The 15,997-nt window shown below is 63.4% G+C and carries 12 protein-coding genes; 5 read left to right on the forward strand and 7 right to left on the reverse strand.

Annotation, left to right across the window (positions count from 1 at the left end; all coding sequences use genetic code 11):
- Window positions 1-38: 38 nt before the first annotated feature.
- Window positions 39-1,259: a polysaccharide biosynthesis protein gene (locus FHU29_RS19805; protein ID WP_064438410.1), complete on the forward strand. Its 1,221-nt coding sequence runs from the start codon at window positions 39-41 to the stop codon at window positions 1,257-1,259.
- Between the two features lie 35 nt (window positions 1,260-1,294).
- Here FHU29_RS19805 and pgfA read toward each other — a convergent pair whose 3' ends face one another.
- Window positions 1,295-2,506, reverse strand: a complete 1,212-nt coding sequence (gene pgfA, locus FHU29_RS19810) for a cell envelope lipid trafficking protein PgfA (RefSeq protein WP_064438409.1) — start codon at window positions 2,504-2,506, stop codon at window positions 1,295-1,297.
- Between the two features lie 175 nt (window positions 2,507-2,681).
- Between pgfA and FHU29_RS19815 the strand changes: the two genes are divergently transcribed.
- Complete coding sequence (locus FHU29_RS19815; RefSeq protein ID WP_074390681.1) at window positions 2,682-3,950, forward strand: acyltransferase family protein; 1,269 nt, start codon at window positions 2,682-2,684, stop codon at window positions 3,948-3,950.
- Here the strand turns inward: FHU29_RS19815 and FHU29_RS19820 are convergent.
- From FHU29_RS19820 to FHU29_RS19835, 4 genes are all read right to left on the reverse strand, one after another.
- Window positions 3,869-8,056 carry a DUF3367 domain-containing protein gene (locus FHU29_RS19820; protein ID WP_083962063.1) on the reverse strand — a complete coding sequence of 1,396 codons (4,188 nt, stop codon included), beginning with the start codon at window positions 8,054-8,056 and terminating at the stop codon, window positions 3,869-3,871. The two genes, FHU29_RS19815 and FHU29_RS19820, sit on opposite strands and share 82 nt — an antisense overlap.
- 59 nt (window positions 8,057-8,115) lie before the next feature.
- Window positions 8,116-8,286 carry a DUF2613 domain-containing protein gene (locus tag FHU29_RS19825; protein ID WP_013808901.1) on the reverse strand — a complete coding sequence of 57 codons (171 nt, stop codon included), beginning with the start codon at window positions 8,284-8,286 and terminating at the stop codon, window positions 8,116-8,118.
- Between the two features lie 105 nt (window positions 8,287-8,391).
- Window positions 8,392-9,501 (reverse strand): isochorismate synthase, encoded by a 1,110-nt coding sequence (locus FHU29_RS19830; RefSeq protein ID WP_074390679.1) that lies wholly within the window; start codon window positions 9,499-9,501, stop codon window positions 8,392-8,394.
- Window positions 9,502-9,554: 53 nt separating this feature from the next.
- On the reverse strand, window positions 9,555-10,037 hold the full coding sequence (locus tag FHU29_RS19835) for a universal stress protein (protein ID WP_064438405.1): 483 nt from the start codon (window positions 10,035-10,037) through the stop codon (window positions 9,555-9,557).
- A 148-nt stretch (window positions 10,038-10,185) separates the two neighbouring features.
- Between FHU29_RS19835 and FHU29_RS19840 the strand changes: the two genes are divergently transcribed.
- On the forward strand, window positions 10,186-11,403 hold the full coding sequence (locus tag FHU29_RS19840) for a glycoside hydrolase family 3 N-terminal domain-containing protein (RefSeq protein ID WP_064438404.1): 1,218 nt from the start codon (window positions 10,186-10,188) through the stop codon (window positions 11,401-11,403).
- A gap of 88 nt (window positions 11,404-11,491) precedes the next feature.
- Window positions 11,492-12,088, forward strand: a complete 597-nt coding sequence (locus FHU29_RS19845; protein ID WP_064438680.1) for a TetR/AcrR family transcriptional regulator — start codon at window positions 11,492-11,494, stop codon at window positions 12,086-12,088.
- A 119-nt stretch (window positions 12,089-12,207) separates the two neighbouring features.
- Here the strand turns inward: FHU29_RS19845 and FHU29_RS19850 are convergent, their stop codons facing one another.
- On the reverse strand, window positions 12,208-13,086 hold the full coding sequence (locus FHU29_RS19850) for a MaoC/PaaZ C-terminal domain-containing protein (protein WP_064438403.1): 879 nt from the start codon (window positions 13,084-13,086) through the stop codon (window positions 12,208-12,210).
- Window positions 13,086-14,426 carry a 3-oxoacyl-ACP reductase gene (locus FHU29_RS19855; protein WP_064438402.1) on the reverse strand — a complete coding sequence of 447 codons (1,341 nt, stop codon included), beginning with the start codon at window positions 14,424-14,426 and terminating at the stop codon, window positions 13,086-13,088. Before FHU29_RS19855 ends, FHU29_RS19850 begins: the two co-directional genes overlap by 1 nt.
- 222 nt (window positions 14,427-14,648) lie before the next feature.
- Between FHU29_RS19855 and FHU29_RS19860 the strand changes: the two genes are divergently transcribed.
- Window positions 14,649-15,959, forward strand: coding sequence for an acetyl-CoA C-acetyltransferase (locus tag FHU29_RS19860; protein ID WP_064438401.1), 1,311 nt, complete (start codon window positions 14,649-14,651; stop codon window positions 15,957-15,959).
- The last annotated feature ends 38 nt before the right edge of the window (window positions 15,960-15,997 follow it).

The following is a 15,997-nucleotide window of genomic DNA, read 5'->3' on the forward strand; positions in this document are numbered from 1 at the left end:
ATGTCGTAGTTAAGTCGACAACACGCCATGATGGTGGGATGAATGTGGCGTCCCAGCGAAGCGCGGTAGTCGCTGGGGTGTCCGTTGTCGCAGCCGGCTCAATGACGGCGAATGCTGCCGCCTACCTTCTGCATCTGCCTGCGAGCAGATGGCTCGGCCCGGCGGGATACAGCGAATTCGCGAGCCTGCTCGCGGCGCAGCTCATCATCGCGGTGCCGGCCCTGGCTCTGCAGATGGTCATCGCTCGTGAGGTCGTCACCTCGAGACTCGCTGGCCGGGACCGCACTGCTCAGCTGCGGCGGCTCGGTTATGCGAACGCCGTCCTGGTGGCGACAATCGCAGTTCTGCTGGTTCCAGTGACCGCCGCTGTCCTTAACACCTCGGTCGCGGCCGCCGCGGCGGCTCTGCTTGCGGCGCCGGTCCTGGTGCTGCTGGCAACTGAGCAGGGCCTCCTGCAAGGCCAGCAGCGATTCGGTGAACTCGCGGTTGTGCTGGCAGGCGCGGGCATAGCACGGGTTTCACCGGCTGTGGTGGCGCTCGCTCTAGGGGGCGGGCCAGCGGTCGCGCTTGCCGCCGCGGCGCTAGGAGCCGCTGTTGCGGCAGCAGGCGCGAATATGCTGGTCCGGAGAGCTACTGCGGTCGAGTCGAACGGACCGGTTCGAGACAGCGACACGCGCCGTCTCAGCGTGATGACAGTGCTGCGCGCATCGCACATCCAGCTTGCAATCGTCGTGTTCACCTCGCTGGACCTCGTGATCGCCAGGGTAGTTTTCGAGGACACACTCGCGGGCCAATACGCGCTGGGGGCGGTTGCGGCGAAAGTGGCGTTCTGGCTACCCCACGCGGTGGGCATAGTGATCTTCCCGCGAATGGCGAACCCTGCTCTGACCAAATCGGCTGTGCGCTTCATCGTGGTCGTCCTCGCGGGGCTCGGAGTTGCGATGGTCGTTGGGGCGGCAGTGCTGGCTCCGGTAGTCCCGTTCCTGGTGGGGGAAGATTATCGGCCGATAGTCGGTCTGCTGTGGCTGTTCGCGGCCCAGGGCGCGGTCCTCGCGATCCTGCAGGGGGTTCTGCTGTCGGCTATCGCACGTGACCGCACAGCAGTGTCCCTCGTTGCGTGGGCAGGCCTTGGGATCGAGGCGATCCTGTTGCTTACTCTGCCGCTCACGATCACCTCGTTCTTGATCGTCGCGATTTGCTGTGCCACAGCGACAACTGGGGTTGCACTCGCCACCGTCAGTGCATCGCTCCGGCGGTGACAGGTAACTGGCCGGGCTGCCACCGCAGTAGGAATTCAGGGGGTGTCATGCCTTGAAGACTCGAATTCAGCGGTGTCGATATCGTCGATTTCGCGATGCTGTGTGTCCTCATGCGGCATGTACAGCGAAACAGCAGGATCGTCGTCTGCGGCGGCTTCATCTTCGACTGCTGTTTCACCGGCAGTCTCCCCGGACTCCGCGGCGGACTCGTCGCGGCGGGACGCGGAAATGCCCATGAGGATTCCGAAGCCCGCCGTCAGCAGTCCGAAGAAACCAACAAGCCATGGAGCGGCAATGGAGATTGGGCCGACACTCCACACCAGCCCCACCCGGTCACGTTCCTGCTGCGCGATCGAGAGCATGCTGCTAACCGTGTTGTCGGTATACCGGGTGTCGTAAGAAATGACAGGTACCGCGACATCGTCCGGGCCGGTCCCGAAGAACTGAGTGACCTGCTCACGCGAATCGACAATGACACCGCTCGCCGGCTCAACCCACAGATCGCGCGTGGTGGTGGAGAACCGGTTCATAAAGAGGATTTCACTGCCATCAGCGTCGCCCTCTTCGCTGACACCCCACACATCGCGGGTTAGCCCGACCCGGTTCGTCTGGTCTCTCGTTGCCCGGAAGAGATCTACCGGCTCAAGTTCCTGCTGATAGTGATAGACGGTCACACCGTCGATTGACGTTTCGTCAACAAAGTCAATGTTGGTGGTTGACCGTGACATCACATCAAAAAACGGGTAGCTGCGCTTTCCCGCGCCGTAGGGGAACTTGTATTGCAGGCCGTCGCGCGGAAGCTGCTCGGCGGGGCGCTCCCGGTCTGTCTGGAGCGAACCGGCAGGGTCATTGGTCGGCAGTGCAGTAGAGCGATCCACAGTGACGCGGTCGATGCTCGCGTTGAGAAGTCCCCGCCCGGGCGTCGTGTCTGCGCGCAGAAGGGTCAGGCCGCCTTGTAACGTCGCGACATCGCTGTCCGCTGGGTCTTCGACCGTGACATACAACTGCTGACGGAGTGGGATATCCGCGTCGACTGCGTCCTCCCCGTCGCCCGACAGCAACGCGGCCGAGTCGAGGAACGCCCCCGTCCCCTCTGACACCTGAACCGCCTCGTAGTCGAGGGGCAGCTTCTTGAGTTTAGGGATCGTGTAGAGCGGAAGCAGTACAGCGCTGACAAGGAGGAAAACGCCGAGGCCTACGAGCACGGACGCGATCAAACGCTGCGAGCCCCCAAGGCGTGATGTCATTCGGTTTCTCCTCTGAAATCGTTCAGCGCAGTCGAGCGCGCCCCGACCCTAACAGGTTCCCAGCAGTAAACGTCCAGACGAAAGCACATCAGGGCTGCATGTTGGACTCAATTCGATACCTATCGGTGGCCGCGTATGTGTATGATCTGCTGTTCCCCGGCACACTGGATGGGAAATGAACGTCAAGCAGCAGGACCGCAGCCCCGATATCCGGCCTGCGGTCGCGGGGTCAGCGGGTTTCTTGCCCGCTTTCGAAGGGATGCGCGGTGCCGCTGCGCTCGGCGTGATGCTCACCCACGTTGCATTCCAGACTGGTGAAGTCACCGATACGGTCCTGGGTCGCGTGTGGGGAAGATTCGATCTTTCGGTCGCCCTGTTCTTCGCGCTTTCGGGTTACCTGCTGTGGCGGCCGCATTCGCGTGCGGCGCGGGGTTTTTCGGACCCGCCGCGAATTGCCCGATATGTCCGCCATCGGCTGGTGCGCATTATGCCTGCCTATCTCGTGGTGGTCATTTTGGTCCTGTTGCTGCTCCCCGAGGCGCGCGCGTCGAACGCGCAGGTGTGGCTTGCCAACCTGACGCTCACTCAGGTGTACACGCCTTTCACTCTCGTCGAGGGCCTCACACAGATGTGGAGCCTGTCAGTGGAGATGGCGTTCTATCTCGCGCTTCCCCTCATCGCTGTCCTGCTTGCACGCCTGCGCGGACGGTACGCGGGTTGGCGAATACCCGTGATTCTTCTCACGGCAGTCGCCAGTCTCGCGTGGAAGTACGTGCCGATCGAAACAGCCGCGGGCGTGCACCACGACAATTGGCTTCCGGGCTATTTGTCCTGGTTCGCCGCGGGGATGATCCTGGCCGAGTTGGCCGTGGCGCCCGCGCCCGCGGTTGTCAGGATTGTTCGCGTTCGGTTTGTGATGCCGATAGCTGCGCTTACCGCTTTCGCGGTGTCGGTCTCACCACTTGCAGGTCCACCTGGTCTGGTGGAACTGCACCCCCGCGAGTACGCGGTGAAGATCTTCTGCGGAGCAGTCCTCGGTTTCGCGCTGCTTGCGCCGATCGCTCTTGCGGAACCTGGCCACAGGCATCGCATACTCGCGAGCCCTGCCGGGCTCATGGTGGGGCGGTGGTCCTACGGGATCTTTCTCTGGCACGTCGCGATTCTGATGGTGGCGTTCCCGATTCTGGGCGTCCCCGCGTTCTCCGGGTACATGATTCCCGTCCTCGCAGTGACGGTGGTGCTGTCCCTGGCGGTGGCGTCGGTGAGCTATGCGCTGGTCGAGGAGCCGTCCCGCCGCGCGCTGCGGGGGTGGGAGGCGCGCAAGAAGGAACTCGGTGAGCGGCCCTCGGTCGTGCACACTGTTCACGTGCTGCCGGAACCTCGCCTCCATGGTGGCAAGGCTGCGATCACTACAGCTGTGACAGCCAAGAAAGCCAGCAGCTGAAGCCATCCTGAATGGCCCAGATAGCCTGAAGGGGCACGCCACGGGCCGGTGGAGAGTGCCGCTGCTGCCGAGCCCATTGCCAGAGCGGAGATCCCTGTCAGCAGGCGAGAAGCGGTAGCGGGTCCCCAGCGCTTCCTCACGGCTACCGTGGTGGCCGCGAGGAGCGCGGCGATGGCTGCACCAACCGGGCCCGCAATGACGAAAACAGCGATGAGTGCGCCGAGTGGGGCGAGTAGGTGCGGCGTCCACGGAGTCGCCGCATCCCTGGGGCGTCCTGAACGCGCGGGTATCACTGTCAGAAAGATGAGCGGCACAATGAGGAGGAGACCGCCAAATAGCGCCGTGCGGTACATCTGGTCGTAGCCGAACGTCAGCGTGACCTCGCCGGAAACTTCGGACGGCACGATCCAGCCTTGCTGCCACCCGTTAACGGGGACCGGCGTCAGCACCATCCCATTGGAGTCTGTGGCTGTCCACGCATCGTTGTAGCTTTCCGGCACACCGAGGATCCGGTCTGTGTCGGCATCCGGGATCGCTAGGGTACGTTGCGTTTCTTCCCATTTCACAACGTCAGGTGCGACCGCCGTGGCCGCGACTGGTGCCGAAGGTTCGGCAGCGAGCGTCAGGGTATCGACGATGAAAGGCGACCCGGGGTCGGCGGTGATTTCTACCTGGCCTGCGGGCAAAGGCAGTGCTTCGTCCCCGCACAATTCGGCGGGTACTGGGGCTCCGGAGCGAAGCTGGGAAGCGCTGGCCGCAATTGACATCCGGACACTGGCGGTGCCGACCTTTACTTCGGGCCCGTTCTCGCAGCCGATTTCGATGATCCGGTCTTCGTCAGCTCGCTGGACGGCGATTTCGTTGCCCTCACCAAGAATCGCGAGCTCAGCGAGCCCTGGTGGCATGACGGGGGACCAGCCGAACAGATCCGGTGTGCGGACCTGTTCCCAGTCGGTCAGTGTCACAGTCACACTGCTTGTGGTGCGTGGTTCCATCTCGACGACAGTGTCTTCACCAGCGCGCAGACTCGCTGTGACAGCGCTATTCCCGTTGCTGACCCGGACTTCTGTCGGTCGTGCTGGCGCCGGTCCGGGAGCGGGTGTGATCCTGACGGCGCGCACCATCTCAGGCTCAGGGAGTCGCAGCGTGAGGCTGGGCCGCGTGTCATCGTCGGGAGTCGAGCCCAGAGGCGCGTACCACACCGTGGCCGGGTCGCCGTCTGCCGCAGCGAACGCGCTCCCGCGTGGATCGTTGATGCTGCTGGTGCCCTCGACGGACAGGGCGCTCTCATCGGTGAGAAGCTCATCTAGTTCACCACCGGGGACAGCGCGGACCGTCATCTGGGGGGTCACTTCGGCAGTCTGTTCTACGACGATGCGGCGGTTCAACTCGCCCGCTTCCTCGGGGGCGTGGGCTAAGTCTGGCGTGCAAAGAACCTGGTCTGGACCATCGACGCAGGCGCGTCTTCCCGGAAACTCCTGACCCAATTCCCAGGCGGTGACTGGTGCTTCAGTGGTTAGTGGCGGCAGCGTCTGGATCCGGCGAACGGGGACCTCACGGCCGTTCGCTTCTACTGCGACGTTGGCGATGCCGAACTGATCCCCCGGTGTTCCAGTGTCGGTGCTTCGCGCAGTAATCCGAATCCAGTCAGTGGGGCCCGCGGGGACAGCGACAGTGACCGGCTCACCTGCGGATTCGACGATCGCGGTTGTCGACCCGTTGGGGGTAGTCACGTCGAGTACCCGTACCGTCGGACCAATCGCGTCCCGGCTGGTCGTAACTCGCAACAGGACCCTCTCCAGAGGTTCGGGGAAGTCCAGGCGCAGCCACTGTCCCACTGCGGCCTGAAAAGTGGTGCTCAGCCACGAAGTATCGGGATTTCCGTCCACAGCAGATGCGGGACCGCGGCCGGGTCGCACGGGACCAAGCTGGGCGGCGTCCCCCGCTGAGGAGGAGACTGTGACACTCGCTCCGTCGGACTCGGCGACGATGAGCGGTGCACTCGCGGCATAGTCGGGGACCCGGTTCTGGGTACGGCGCGGGTCCTCAGGCGCGAGCACCGCCGAGCGCTGGTGGTCGACTCTGCCGAAGTCGGTCTCTCGGGCTTTTGGGGTGTCGGTCACCGTCACCCCGCCGATCGGAAGCTCGGCATGTTCAGCGTCGCTGCTGATCAGAATGGGCATCGGCGCGCCGTCGGTCTCGGGTCTTTCGTTGATCCGGACGAGGCTCTCGGGGCCACCCTGAACGACTGGGATGGAATCGATTTCGGTCAGGTAGGGCCCTGACGGCCATTCTTTCCCCACTGTGACGCGGTAAATCTCCACCGCGGGGAGCGGCACACGCAAGCCCGCGCCCCGGACCGCTGAGTTTCGCGCGTTGTCACCAGAGTCACCAGAGTCACCAGAGTCACCAGAGTCACCGAATTCGGCGACCTTCTCGAAGCCCGGAGAAGTTTGCAGCGACTGTCTGACCAGAAGTGGCGGAACAGCGCGCGAAGATTCCGGATCAAGATCGTTTCGAACGACGAGGTAGCGGTACCCTTGTGCGAGCAGTGCCGGAGCAAGCCCAGTGGATGACCGGCCGTCGGCCAGAACGCGCTGTATCGCGTCGAGCGACCTGATGCCACCGGGCGGAATCAGCGGGATCACATCCCGCACCCCCCATGGGGTCTGAGCGAGCGGCTGGAGCGGTTCATCACGCGTCAGGCCCCACGTCTGCGACCCGAACGGTGACGCGGGCACAACCAGCGCGCGGTCCGCTGCAGCACCGTCTCCTGCGTTGTCAGCCAGCCAGACGGCCGCCTGCTCCCAATGGTCCGGAATCTCGCTGTAAGCACCCCGTGGTGCGAGCTTGCCCGTCCACGCCACAGAAGTGGCCACGACAAGAGCAAGGATTGTCAGCGTGCCGACAGCGACAAGGGGATGACGCTCAGGGCGGGCGAAGGCGGTCCGCCACTCATCGCTCCGGACCGCACCGGGGAGCGGCACGCGTCCTAGCAGGTGCGCAATTCCGAGCACGATCGGTAACCTGATCAGCGGCTCGATCTTGTGAACGTTCCGCAGCGGCGCCCCGCTGCCATCGAGGAATGCGCGAACCTGCTCCGCAATCGGAGAGCCCAGATCCCCGGCGTAACCCGCCCCGATACCGGCGAGGCCGACGACAAGGATGAAGACGAGCCGCCCTTTCGCTGGCATACCTCGCATACACAGGCCAGCGAGCCCGGCCGCTGCGACAGCACCGGTCGCCAGCACGGTCACCGGCTGCGTCACAAGGGCCGCTCCAGCGACTCGGTCGGGTGACACGAACGGTGCCCAGCTGTCGGTTCCGCGGAGCACCTCGACCAGCGACGTCCAGCGTGTCGTCGTCCCTGCTGATTCGATGTAGTCCAGGAACGGTGGACTGACAGCCCCCATGAGAAAGAGCGGGATCACCCACCACAGGGTTGCTATTAGACCGAACGGAACCCACCATGCGGTGAATACCAGCCAGCGCCGGTTCGGGCGATGGGCAAGCCACCAGAGCAGAGCAACAGCGGCGCCGCCCGCCGTCGCGACCGCGTTGATCGCGCCCATGCATGCCACCGCGAGGGCGGACCCAGCCGCGAGCTGCCAGAGCGGACGGCGTGATGTCCCACTAAGTGCGAGTATCACGGGGAGCAACGCCCAGGGCGCGAGCATCATCGGTGTGGTTTCCGACGAGATCGCTCCGATCGTCGTCAGCACGCGGGGTGACAGTGCAAACGCTGTCGCGGCGATGATGCGAGAGGGGCGGCTGCCGATTCCCAGGGCTTCCGCGACACGGATGATGCCCCAGAACCCCGCAGTCAGGAGGAGTGCCCACCAGAGTCGCTGCGCTACCCAGGCTGGGATGCCCACGGAGTCGAGGACGACGAAAAATGCACCGTGGGGAAAGAAGTAGCCGTAAGCCTGATTCTGTACCTGCCCGAAGGGGGACAGGCTGCTCCACAAGTGTGCCGCGCGACCGAGAAAGCCCAGCGGATCGACCGAAAGATCAAGCTTGGTGTCCGCAACAATCAGGCCAGGAGACTGCGCGAAACTCAGCAGCAGAGCAATACCGAACGCAAGAAGCAGCCCACGCCGCGGCAATGGACTGCATGATTGACGGGAGAGTTCGGGTATCAAAACCCCTGGATGTCCGGCCGCTGCTAGCGCGTTCCGTATTCGGGCTGGTTCAGCAGGCTGTCCTGTTCCTGCACGACACGGTCAATATCGGGGCGCGCGCTCTGCTCGGCAAACGTCGTGCCCGTGATCACCAGAGCGAACGCGAGAGTCGTGCCCGCGAAGGCACTAATTGCCCCGGGGATCAAAAACCTCATATCAACTCTCCTCGTTGCTCTGCCTGACCAAATCCAGAGTAGTGCCTTCGACTAGCATGGCCCAGCATTGCTGTGATGTAACCCATAGACGTGTCGAGCGTGTCCTTAGGTAGTTTTTAGCATCTTTTCACCCTCGGCGCTGAAAGCGCTGAGCAGTGTGCGCAGTTTCACCGTTGTTTCGGCGAGTTCGTCGTGCGGTTTCGAACCTCGGACAATCCCCCCACCAGCGAAAGCACGGGCGTTGTCGCCCCGAAGTTCCGCACAGCGGATGGCCACCATCCATTCGCCATCACCGGCCGCGTCACACCACCCGACGGCCCCAGCGTAGAAGCCGCGACTGCCTTCGTGCTCATTGATCGCGCGCATCGCGGCCTCATGCGGGGTACCGCACACCGCCGGTGTGGGGTGAACCGCCAGGGCAAGGTCGAGCGCCGTGGTTCCGCTGTCGCGCAATTCACCTGTGATGGGGGTGCCGAGATGCCAGACGTCGGGAGTGGCGAAGAGGGCGGGCGTACTCCCGATTGTGAGTTCCCTGCACAGCGGGGTTAGCCGGGCACGCATCCAGTCGACGACGAACGCGTGTTCGTGCTGATTCTTCACTGAAGCGAGCAGATCCGCGGCGCGTGCTTCGTCGACGGCCGGATCTGTAGAACGTGCCGCCGTCCCTGCGAGCGGCCAGCACGAAACGGTGATGCCTTCGCGGCGAATCAGAGTTTCGGGGCTAGCTCCGACCAGGTAGCTGTCGGTGTACGGCGCACCTGCGGGCGAGAGATCAGCGCAGAACCCGTTCCCCACGTGGTCGAGTTCGACAAGACGAGCGAGCAGCGACAGCGGTGGAATGTCGGCATCACAGCTCACGAGCACAGATCGTGCCGCCACCACCTTCTCCAGTATTCGCGCATCAACCATCGACAGAAGTTTTTCAACGACTCGGATGTGCTCACTGGGCGCGGGGCTTTCGGCAACGACCTGCCCGCGCGGAAGTGGCGTCAGGTCAGGCGGAGCCTGCCACGGGCCGCTGTGGAATTCGTGCCGCTCAGGGCTAATCAGAGCGCAGCGATCTTCCGCGCGGAAGGGGATCGCACCGACAACGATCGTGGCTGATCCGGTTCGCAGCGCAGACTGGGCTGCGGCGATATCCCCATAAGTGGCGCGCACCCCAGATGCCACCAGGGTTCGGTGCGGCCGCGAGAGTACAAATCCGGCGTGATCCACAATGGTGAGTATCGCGTGACCACTCGGCGGCGTGGGCGCCGGGTCCGGTGAGCTCAGCGTTCTTCGTTAGGTGGAACGATGAGAACCGGGCGGTGACAATGCTTCAGCACCTGGTCAGCGACGCTGCTGTGCAGCAGTGCGCGAATCCCCGTGGCGCCGCGCGTGCCCGTGACAATGATTGCTGCATCCAGTTCGTCCGCAGCGTCGACGATCGCCGCCCAGACGGTGGTTTCCGTTTCGACGCAGCGTCCGTCGGCCTGCAGACCGGCCTCTTCAGCGAGCCGCACACCCTCAGCGTTGATGGCCTTCGCGTCGGTGAGGGCAGCGTCTTCCTGCTGGATGTCGGGCACCCAGCCGGGCTGCATCACACCGCTGAGACCAGAGATACGTGCAGCCTGCCGCGCCAACGGTTCCCAGGCGGTCACGACAAGCGCGCGTCCCGCGCTGAGAAAGTGTCCGGCATATCGGATCGCGCGTTGCGCGTTCTCGGAGCCGTCGTATGCGACAAGGATCAGATCAGCCGAGCTGGGCGCCATCGCTTCCCTCCCAACAACATGGTGCCTCGCGGGCAGCTATCGGACGAATCCGGCGATGCAGTCGAGCCTACCCCGCACAGCCGTCGTTCGGCAGCAACCTCAGCACGCGCCGGTAGGATTCGGTGCAGTCGGTCGAAAGGGAGAACGGATGAAGCTGTACAGCCGGGCAACGCGAGCGCTCGCACGACCCGTCGCCGCCGCTGCAATTGCATCGGCCCTGGCTGCGTCGACGCTGGCGTGCACGGCATCGGACACCGAAGATGGTGGCGCGCTGGATGCGGACACCTCACCCGCAGCGCTGACAACAGGCAATGCGTCACCGGCGCCGACGTCGGAACCGCCTGCGGTATCGGCATGTTCATCCAGGGACGAGTTCCTTGCCCAACTCACCACGCGCCAGAAACTGGCACAGTTGCTGAACGTCGGTGTCACCGGGAAGGCAGACGCGCTGAGCGTCGTAAACGGCGAGAACATCGGAGGAATCTTCGTCACGAGCTGGGCCGACCCGAACTTCCTCGCCAGCGGCGAAGTCCGCGACGTGGCGGCGGAATCAGCAGTACCGCTCATGGTGACGATCGATGAGGAAGGCGGGCGCGTTAGCCGCGCCTCGCACGTAATTGGCCAGGCGCCCTCGGCCCGCCAAATTGCGCAGACGCTGACGGTTGATGAGACCTACGAACTCGCGAGGGAACGCGGTGGGGCGCTGCGCGACCTGGGAGTAACTGCCGACTTTGCCCCTGTCGTGGATGTGACCGATCAGGCTGACAGTGAGGTGATTGGCGACCGTGCGTTCGGTGCCACGCCCGAAGTCGTCACGGATTACGCCGGAGCATATGCCCGTGGCCTGCGTGACGCGGGCGTCCTTCCAGTCCTCAAACATTTCCCGGGACACGGGAGCGGGACGGGCGACTCGCACTATGAAGGTGTGACCACCCCGCCGCTCGATGACCTTATAGATTGGGACCTCGCGCCGTACCGCAACCTCATTGACGTGGGTGCGGCCGTGATGGTTGGCCATCTCACCGTGCCCGGACTGACCGAAACGGGACTGCCGTCGAGCCTGAGCCCGGCGACGATGTCGCTGCTCCGCGACGGCGAGGGATATGGCGCTGCGCCTTTCGATGGGTTGATTTTCACTGACGACCTGGGAAGCATGCGAGCGGTGACCGACCACTTCGACATCACCGAGTCAGTGCTTCGTTCATTGCAGGCCGGAGCCGATGTTGCCCTCTGGATATCTACCGACGCGGTGACCGACGTTCTCGATCGCCTGGAGGATGCCGTCGAAACCGGCGAACTTCCGCTTGACCAGGTTGAACAGTCAGCGGTTCGTGTCGGTGTTGCGAAGGGCCGCGTAGACTGCTGAAGTCTGACTGGACACGTCCCCCTGCCGTGATCCGCTCCACCCCGTAAACTTACCCCCGGGTAAGTTAGGAAGTGTGGGTGGCACATCGATGACTGGACGGCCGAAGCGGTTGCCGCGAGCGATCCGTGAGCAGCAGATGCTTGACGCAGCGATCGATGTTTTCGCGGAGCATGGGTACCACGCGGCCTCGATGAACGCGATCGCTGCGCGCGCGGAGATATCCAAACCGATGCTGTATTTGTACTACGGGTCAAAGGATGAACTCTTCGCTTCGTGTATCCGGCGTGAGAGCACGCGATTCCTCGATGCGCTCACCGGTGCGGCCGATCCGAGTCTGTCGCCGAGAGAGCAACTCACACACGGAATCAGAGCCTTCTTAGGTTTTGTGCACCAGAACCGTCAGTCGTGGCATGTCATGTACCGCCAGGCGATGTATCAGAAAAGCTTTGCTGATCTAGTCACGGGCAGCCGCGAGCGCGCGGTCGAACTCACCGCTTTGATTCTGCGGTCCAGCAGTCGGGAGCCGCACAGCAATGAGCAGTTCCGGCTGATGGCGACGGCGCTTATCGGTGCGGGTGAAGCGGTGGCTGATCGCGTCGCCGATGGGTCAATTGACAAAGAGGCTGCCGTGGATCTTCTCGTCAACCTCGGCTGGCGTGGTCTCGCGGGGAAGAAGCCGCAGTGATGTAGCCGTACCCACCTCCTCGGTGGATTCGGTTACATCAGGTGATACGTGCCTGAACTGACCGCAGAACGCCCCGGCTCCCGCGAGGGGTGCCGGGGCGCTCCAGATGCGCCGTAGAACTACCGTGCCTCGATCTTCGCGGTCAGATGAGCATGTTCCTTCTTCGGATGGCGCAGCGCGAGTTCCCAGCCGCTGTCGGTCTTTCTCGTGAAGACTGCGACCTTAGCGGGAAGCAGCACCGGCTTACCGAAGTCGACGGTGTACGTCGTTGCATCGGGAAGGCGGCCTTCCAGGATTCCGAGTGCCGCAGCGCAAGTCCACATTCCGTGTGCGATCACGGTGGGGAAGCCGAACGCCTTCGCCCCAATCTTCGACACGTGGATCGGGTTGTGGTCGCCGGATACGTCCGCGTACTTAGCGATCTGCTTGCCCGTTACCTTGAGGGTGGTGGTGGGCAGTTCACCGGCAGAACCGGGTGAGTCATCGACCTTCTCGGGCCGCGGCTCGTCACTCAGGCTCGTCCGCTGCTTGCGGAGAAACGTGCTGAACTGACGCCACACGAGTTCGCCCTCGATTGTGATCTCGGTAACGAGATCGACGAGCAGGCCGCTTCGATGTTCACGCATGTTCTCGGCGTGCACGTCGATGGTGAGGGTTTCGCTCACGGAAATCGGGCGGATCTGCTCGATCTTGTTCGACATGTGGACCATGCCCATGGCGGGCAGTGGAAAGTCCTTCGAGACGAGCAGATTCATCACAGCCGGGAAGCTCAGCACGAACGGGTAGGTGATTGGCAGAGTGTCGCGCAAGCGCAGACGGCACACCTTCACGTACTCGGCGAGATTGTTCGCGTCGATCTTCACGTCAGCGATGCGAAGAGTCCGGTCCGGGAGCCCTTCCGCCTTCGCGCCGGGGAGCGGCAGCATGCCAAGAACTGCCTTGGCGTAATTCTGCAGCATGCCCTGCTGGTCGAGGATCTGAATGTTCTTTTCCGCCATCATGCACCAAGGAGGCTCTGGCCGCAGACGCGTACCGTGTTGCCGGTGGTCGCGCTTGAAGCGGGGCTTGCAAAGAACGCGATCGTTTCTGCGACGTCCACAGTCTGGCCGCCCTGGAGGAGCGAGTTGAGGCGGCGTCCGACCTCGCGTGTCGCAAGCGGAATCGCGGCTGTCATCTGTGTCTCGATGAAACCTGGCGCTACCGCGTTGATAGTGATGTCCTTCTTGGCAAGGTCGCTTGCCTCAGCGTCGACCATGCCAATGACCCCGGCCTTCGAGGCTGCGTAGTTGGTCTGCCCGCGGTTGCCGGCAATGCCCGCGATCGACGAGACGTCGACGACCCGGCCGCCTTCCTTGAGGCCGCCGTTCGCGGAGAGGGCTTCAGTGATGCGTTTTGGCGCGAGCAGGTTAACGCCGATTACGGAGTCCCAGCGCGCGTCGTCCATGTTCGCCAGCGTCTTGTCGCGTGTGATCCCGGCGTTGTGAACGACGACATCGAGACCGCCGAACCGCTCCGCGGCCTCCGCGATCTTCTCCGCCGCATCGGCTGCCGTGACATCGAGGGCCAGTGCTACGCCCCCGATCTTGTTAGCGACCTCAGAGAGCGCGTCACCGGCAGGCGGAATGTCAGCAACGATCACTTTGGCGCCGTCGCGTGAGAGGACCTCTGCGATTGTTGCGCCAATGCCCCGGGCGGCGCCAGTGACGAGCGCAACCTTCCCGTCGAGGGGCTTGTCCCAGTTCGCGGGAGCTGTGGCGGGCTTCTCGTTGACACGGATAACCTGAGCATCCACGTACGCGGACTTCGCGGAGAGAACAAAGCGCAGCGGCGCCGCGAGGCCCGAGAAGTCTGTCTTCGCCTTCGGTGAAACGTAGACAAGGTTGCACGTGGCGCCCCGGCGGAGTTCCTTTGCCACCGAACGGGTGAACCCTTCGAGGGCGCGCTGCGCAATGCGCTCATCGGTCTTACGAACCAGCTCGGGCGTCGTACCCACAACCAGGACACGAGCCGACGGTGCGGTTTTCCGCATGAGGGGCTGGAAGAAGGTGTAAAGCTGCTTCAGTTCCTCGATCGTTGTGATGCCTGTTGCATCGAAGACGATTCCGCCGAACTTGTCGGTGTCGTCACCGGCGAATTCGTAATCGGAAAGCAGATCGCGGATCGGTTCGACGAGACGCCCTGAACCGCCAACCAGGAGCGGGCCGGGGAGTGGCGGCTCGCCTTCCTTGTAGCGACGCAGCGTTTCAGGCTGCGGCAGGCCAACCTTGCTCGCGAGGAATGCCCCCGGAGCGGACGAAATCAGTGTTGAGTACAGATCGGAGCTTCCCTTTTTAGACACGGGCCACCTCTCGTGAGTGATGTCACTCTGTTGCCATCTTGCAGTTTCACTACCGCGCGGATCGCCGCCGTAAACGCCTTTATGCATGGCGTTCGCCGGTTACCCCCTGACGCGTTGTATCCTGCACGAATGTACGGCGGAGTACGCGGTATCGACAACCAACTTACCGGTGAGTAAGAATACGCGGTAGTCCAACACTCCCGAATTGTATGGAGACGCAAAGTGGCAACCTCGAAGGCTAACGCTCCCGAAGGGCGTCAGACCAAGCCCGTCGCGATTATCGGCGGCAATCGTATTCCGTTCGCCCGGAGCAACAAGACGTATGCCAAGGCTTCGAACCAAGACATGTTCACCGCCGCACTTGATGGTCTTGTCAGCCGGTTCAGCCTGCAAGGTGAGCGCCTGGGACTTGTCGCGGGCGGTGCCGTCCTCAAGCACAGCCGCGACTTCAACCTGATGCGCGAATCGGTGCTCGGTTCCGCGCTGTCGCCTTACACGCCTGCGGTCGACGTTCAGCAGGCATGTGGCACTGGTCTCACCGCGCTGAGCATCGTCGCTGACCAGATCGCGCTAGGTCGCATCGACGCTGGCGTCGGCGGTGGCAGCGACACGACCTCCGACGCTCCCATTGCGCTCAACGAGGAACTCCGTGGGGTTCTTCTTGACCTCAACCGTGCGAAGACCGCTGGCCAGCGACTGAAGCTGCTCGGCAGTCTGCGTCCGAGCCAGATTGTGCCGTCAATCCCCGAGAACGGTGAGCCTCGCACTGGTCTGTCTATGGGCGAGCACGCCGCGATCACTGCCAAGGAGTTCGGCGTCAGCCGTGAGGCGCAGGATGAGCTAGCGGTCGCCTCGCACCAGAACATGGCGTCGGCCTGGGACAAGGGTTTCTTCGACGACCTCGTCACTCCTTTCCTCGGTCTTGCTCGCGACGACAACATGCGTGGGGACTCGTCCGTGGAGCGGCTCGCGAAACTGAAGCCGGTCTTCGGTGTGGGGCTCGGCGACGCGACGATGACCGCAGGGAACTCGACGCCCCTGACCGACGGTGCGTCAACGGTGCTGCTGTCGAACGACGAGTGGGCCGCGGAACGAAACTTGCCGGTACTCGCGTACCTCCGTGACTACGAGACAGCCGCGGTTGACTTCGTTCATGGCCCTGATGGACTGCTCATGGCGCCGACCTACGCGGTGCCCCGCATGCTTGCACGTAACGGCCTTACACTTCAGGATTTCGACTTCTACGAGATCCATGAGGCGTTCGCGTCGGTCGTGCTCTGCACCCTGCAGGCGTGGGAGTCCGATGAGTACTGCAAGGAGCGGCTCGGCCTCGACAGTGCGCTCGGCAAGATCGACCGGAGCAAGCTGAACGTCAACGGCTCGTCGCTTGCTGCGGGACACCCGTTCGCAGCTACCGGTGGCCGCATCGTCGCTTCGGTTTCCAAGATGCTTGCTGAGAAGGGCTCCGGCCGCGCTTTGGTTTCCGTCTGCGCCGCAGGTGGGCAGGGCGCAGTCGCCATCATCGAACGGTAAGCGTTTCGCCCTGGATCGTGAAGGATTTTCCCTCGCGT

It is taken from the genome of Hoyosella altamirensis, from assembly GCF_014191505.1.
GTDB lineage: Bacteria > Actinomycetota > Actinomycetes > Mycobacteriales > Mycobacteriaceae > Hoyosella > Hoyosella altamirensis.

Coding starts and splice junctions, on each gene's coding strand:
- FHU29_RS19805 (WP_064438410.1), top strand. CDS start 39: ATGAATGTGGCGTCCCAGCGAAGCGCGGTAGTCGCTGGGGTGTCCGTT.
- pgfA (WP_064438409.1), bottom strand. CDS start 2,506: ATGACATCACGCCTTGGGGGCTCGCAGCGTTTGATCGCGTCCGTGCTC.
- FHU29_RS19815 (WP_074390681.1), top strand. CDS start 2,682: ATGAACGTCAAGCAGCAGGACCGCAGCCCCGATATCCGGCCTGCGGTC.
- FHU29_RS19825 (WP_013808901.1), bottom strand. CDS start 8,286: ATGAGGTTTTTGATCCCCGGGGCAATTAGTGCCTTCGCGGGCACGACT.
- FHU29_RS19835 (WP_064438405.1), bottom strand. CDS start 10,037: ATGGCGCCCAGCTCGGCTGATCTGATCCTTGTCGCATACGACGGCTCC.
- FHU29_RS19840 (WP_064438404.1), top strand. CDS start 10,186: ATGAAGCTGTACAGCCGGGCAACGCGAGCGCTCGCACGACCCGTCGCC.
- FHU29_RS19845 (WP_064438680.1), top strand. CDS start 11,492: ATGACTGGACGGCCGAAGCGGTTGCCGCGAGCGATCCGTGAGCAGCAG.
- FHU29_RS19850 (WP_064438403.1), bottom strand. CDS start 13,086: ATGGCGGAAAAGAACATTCAGATCCTCGACCAGCAGGGCATGCTGCAG.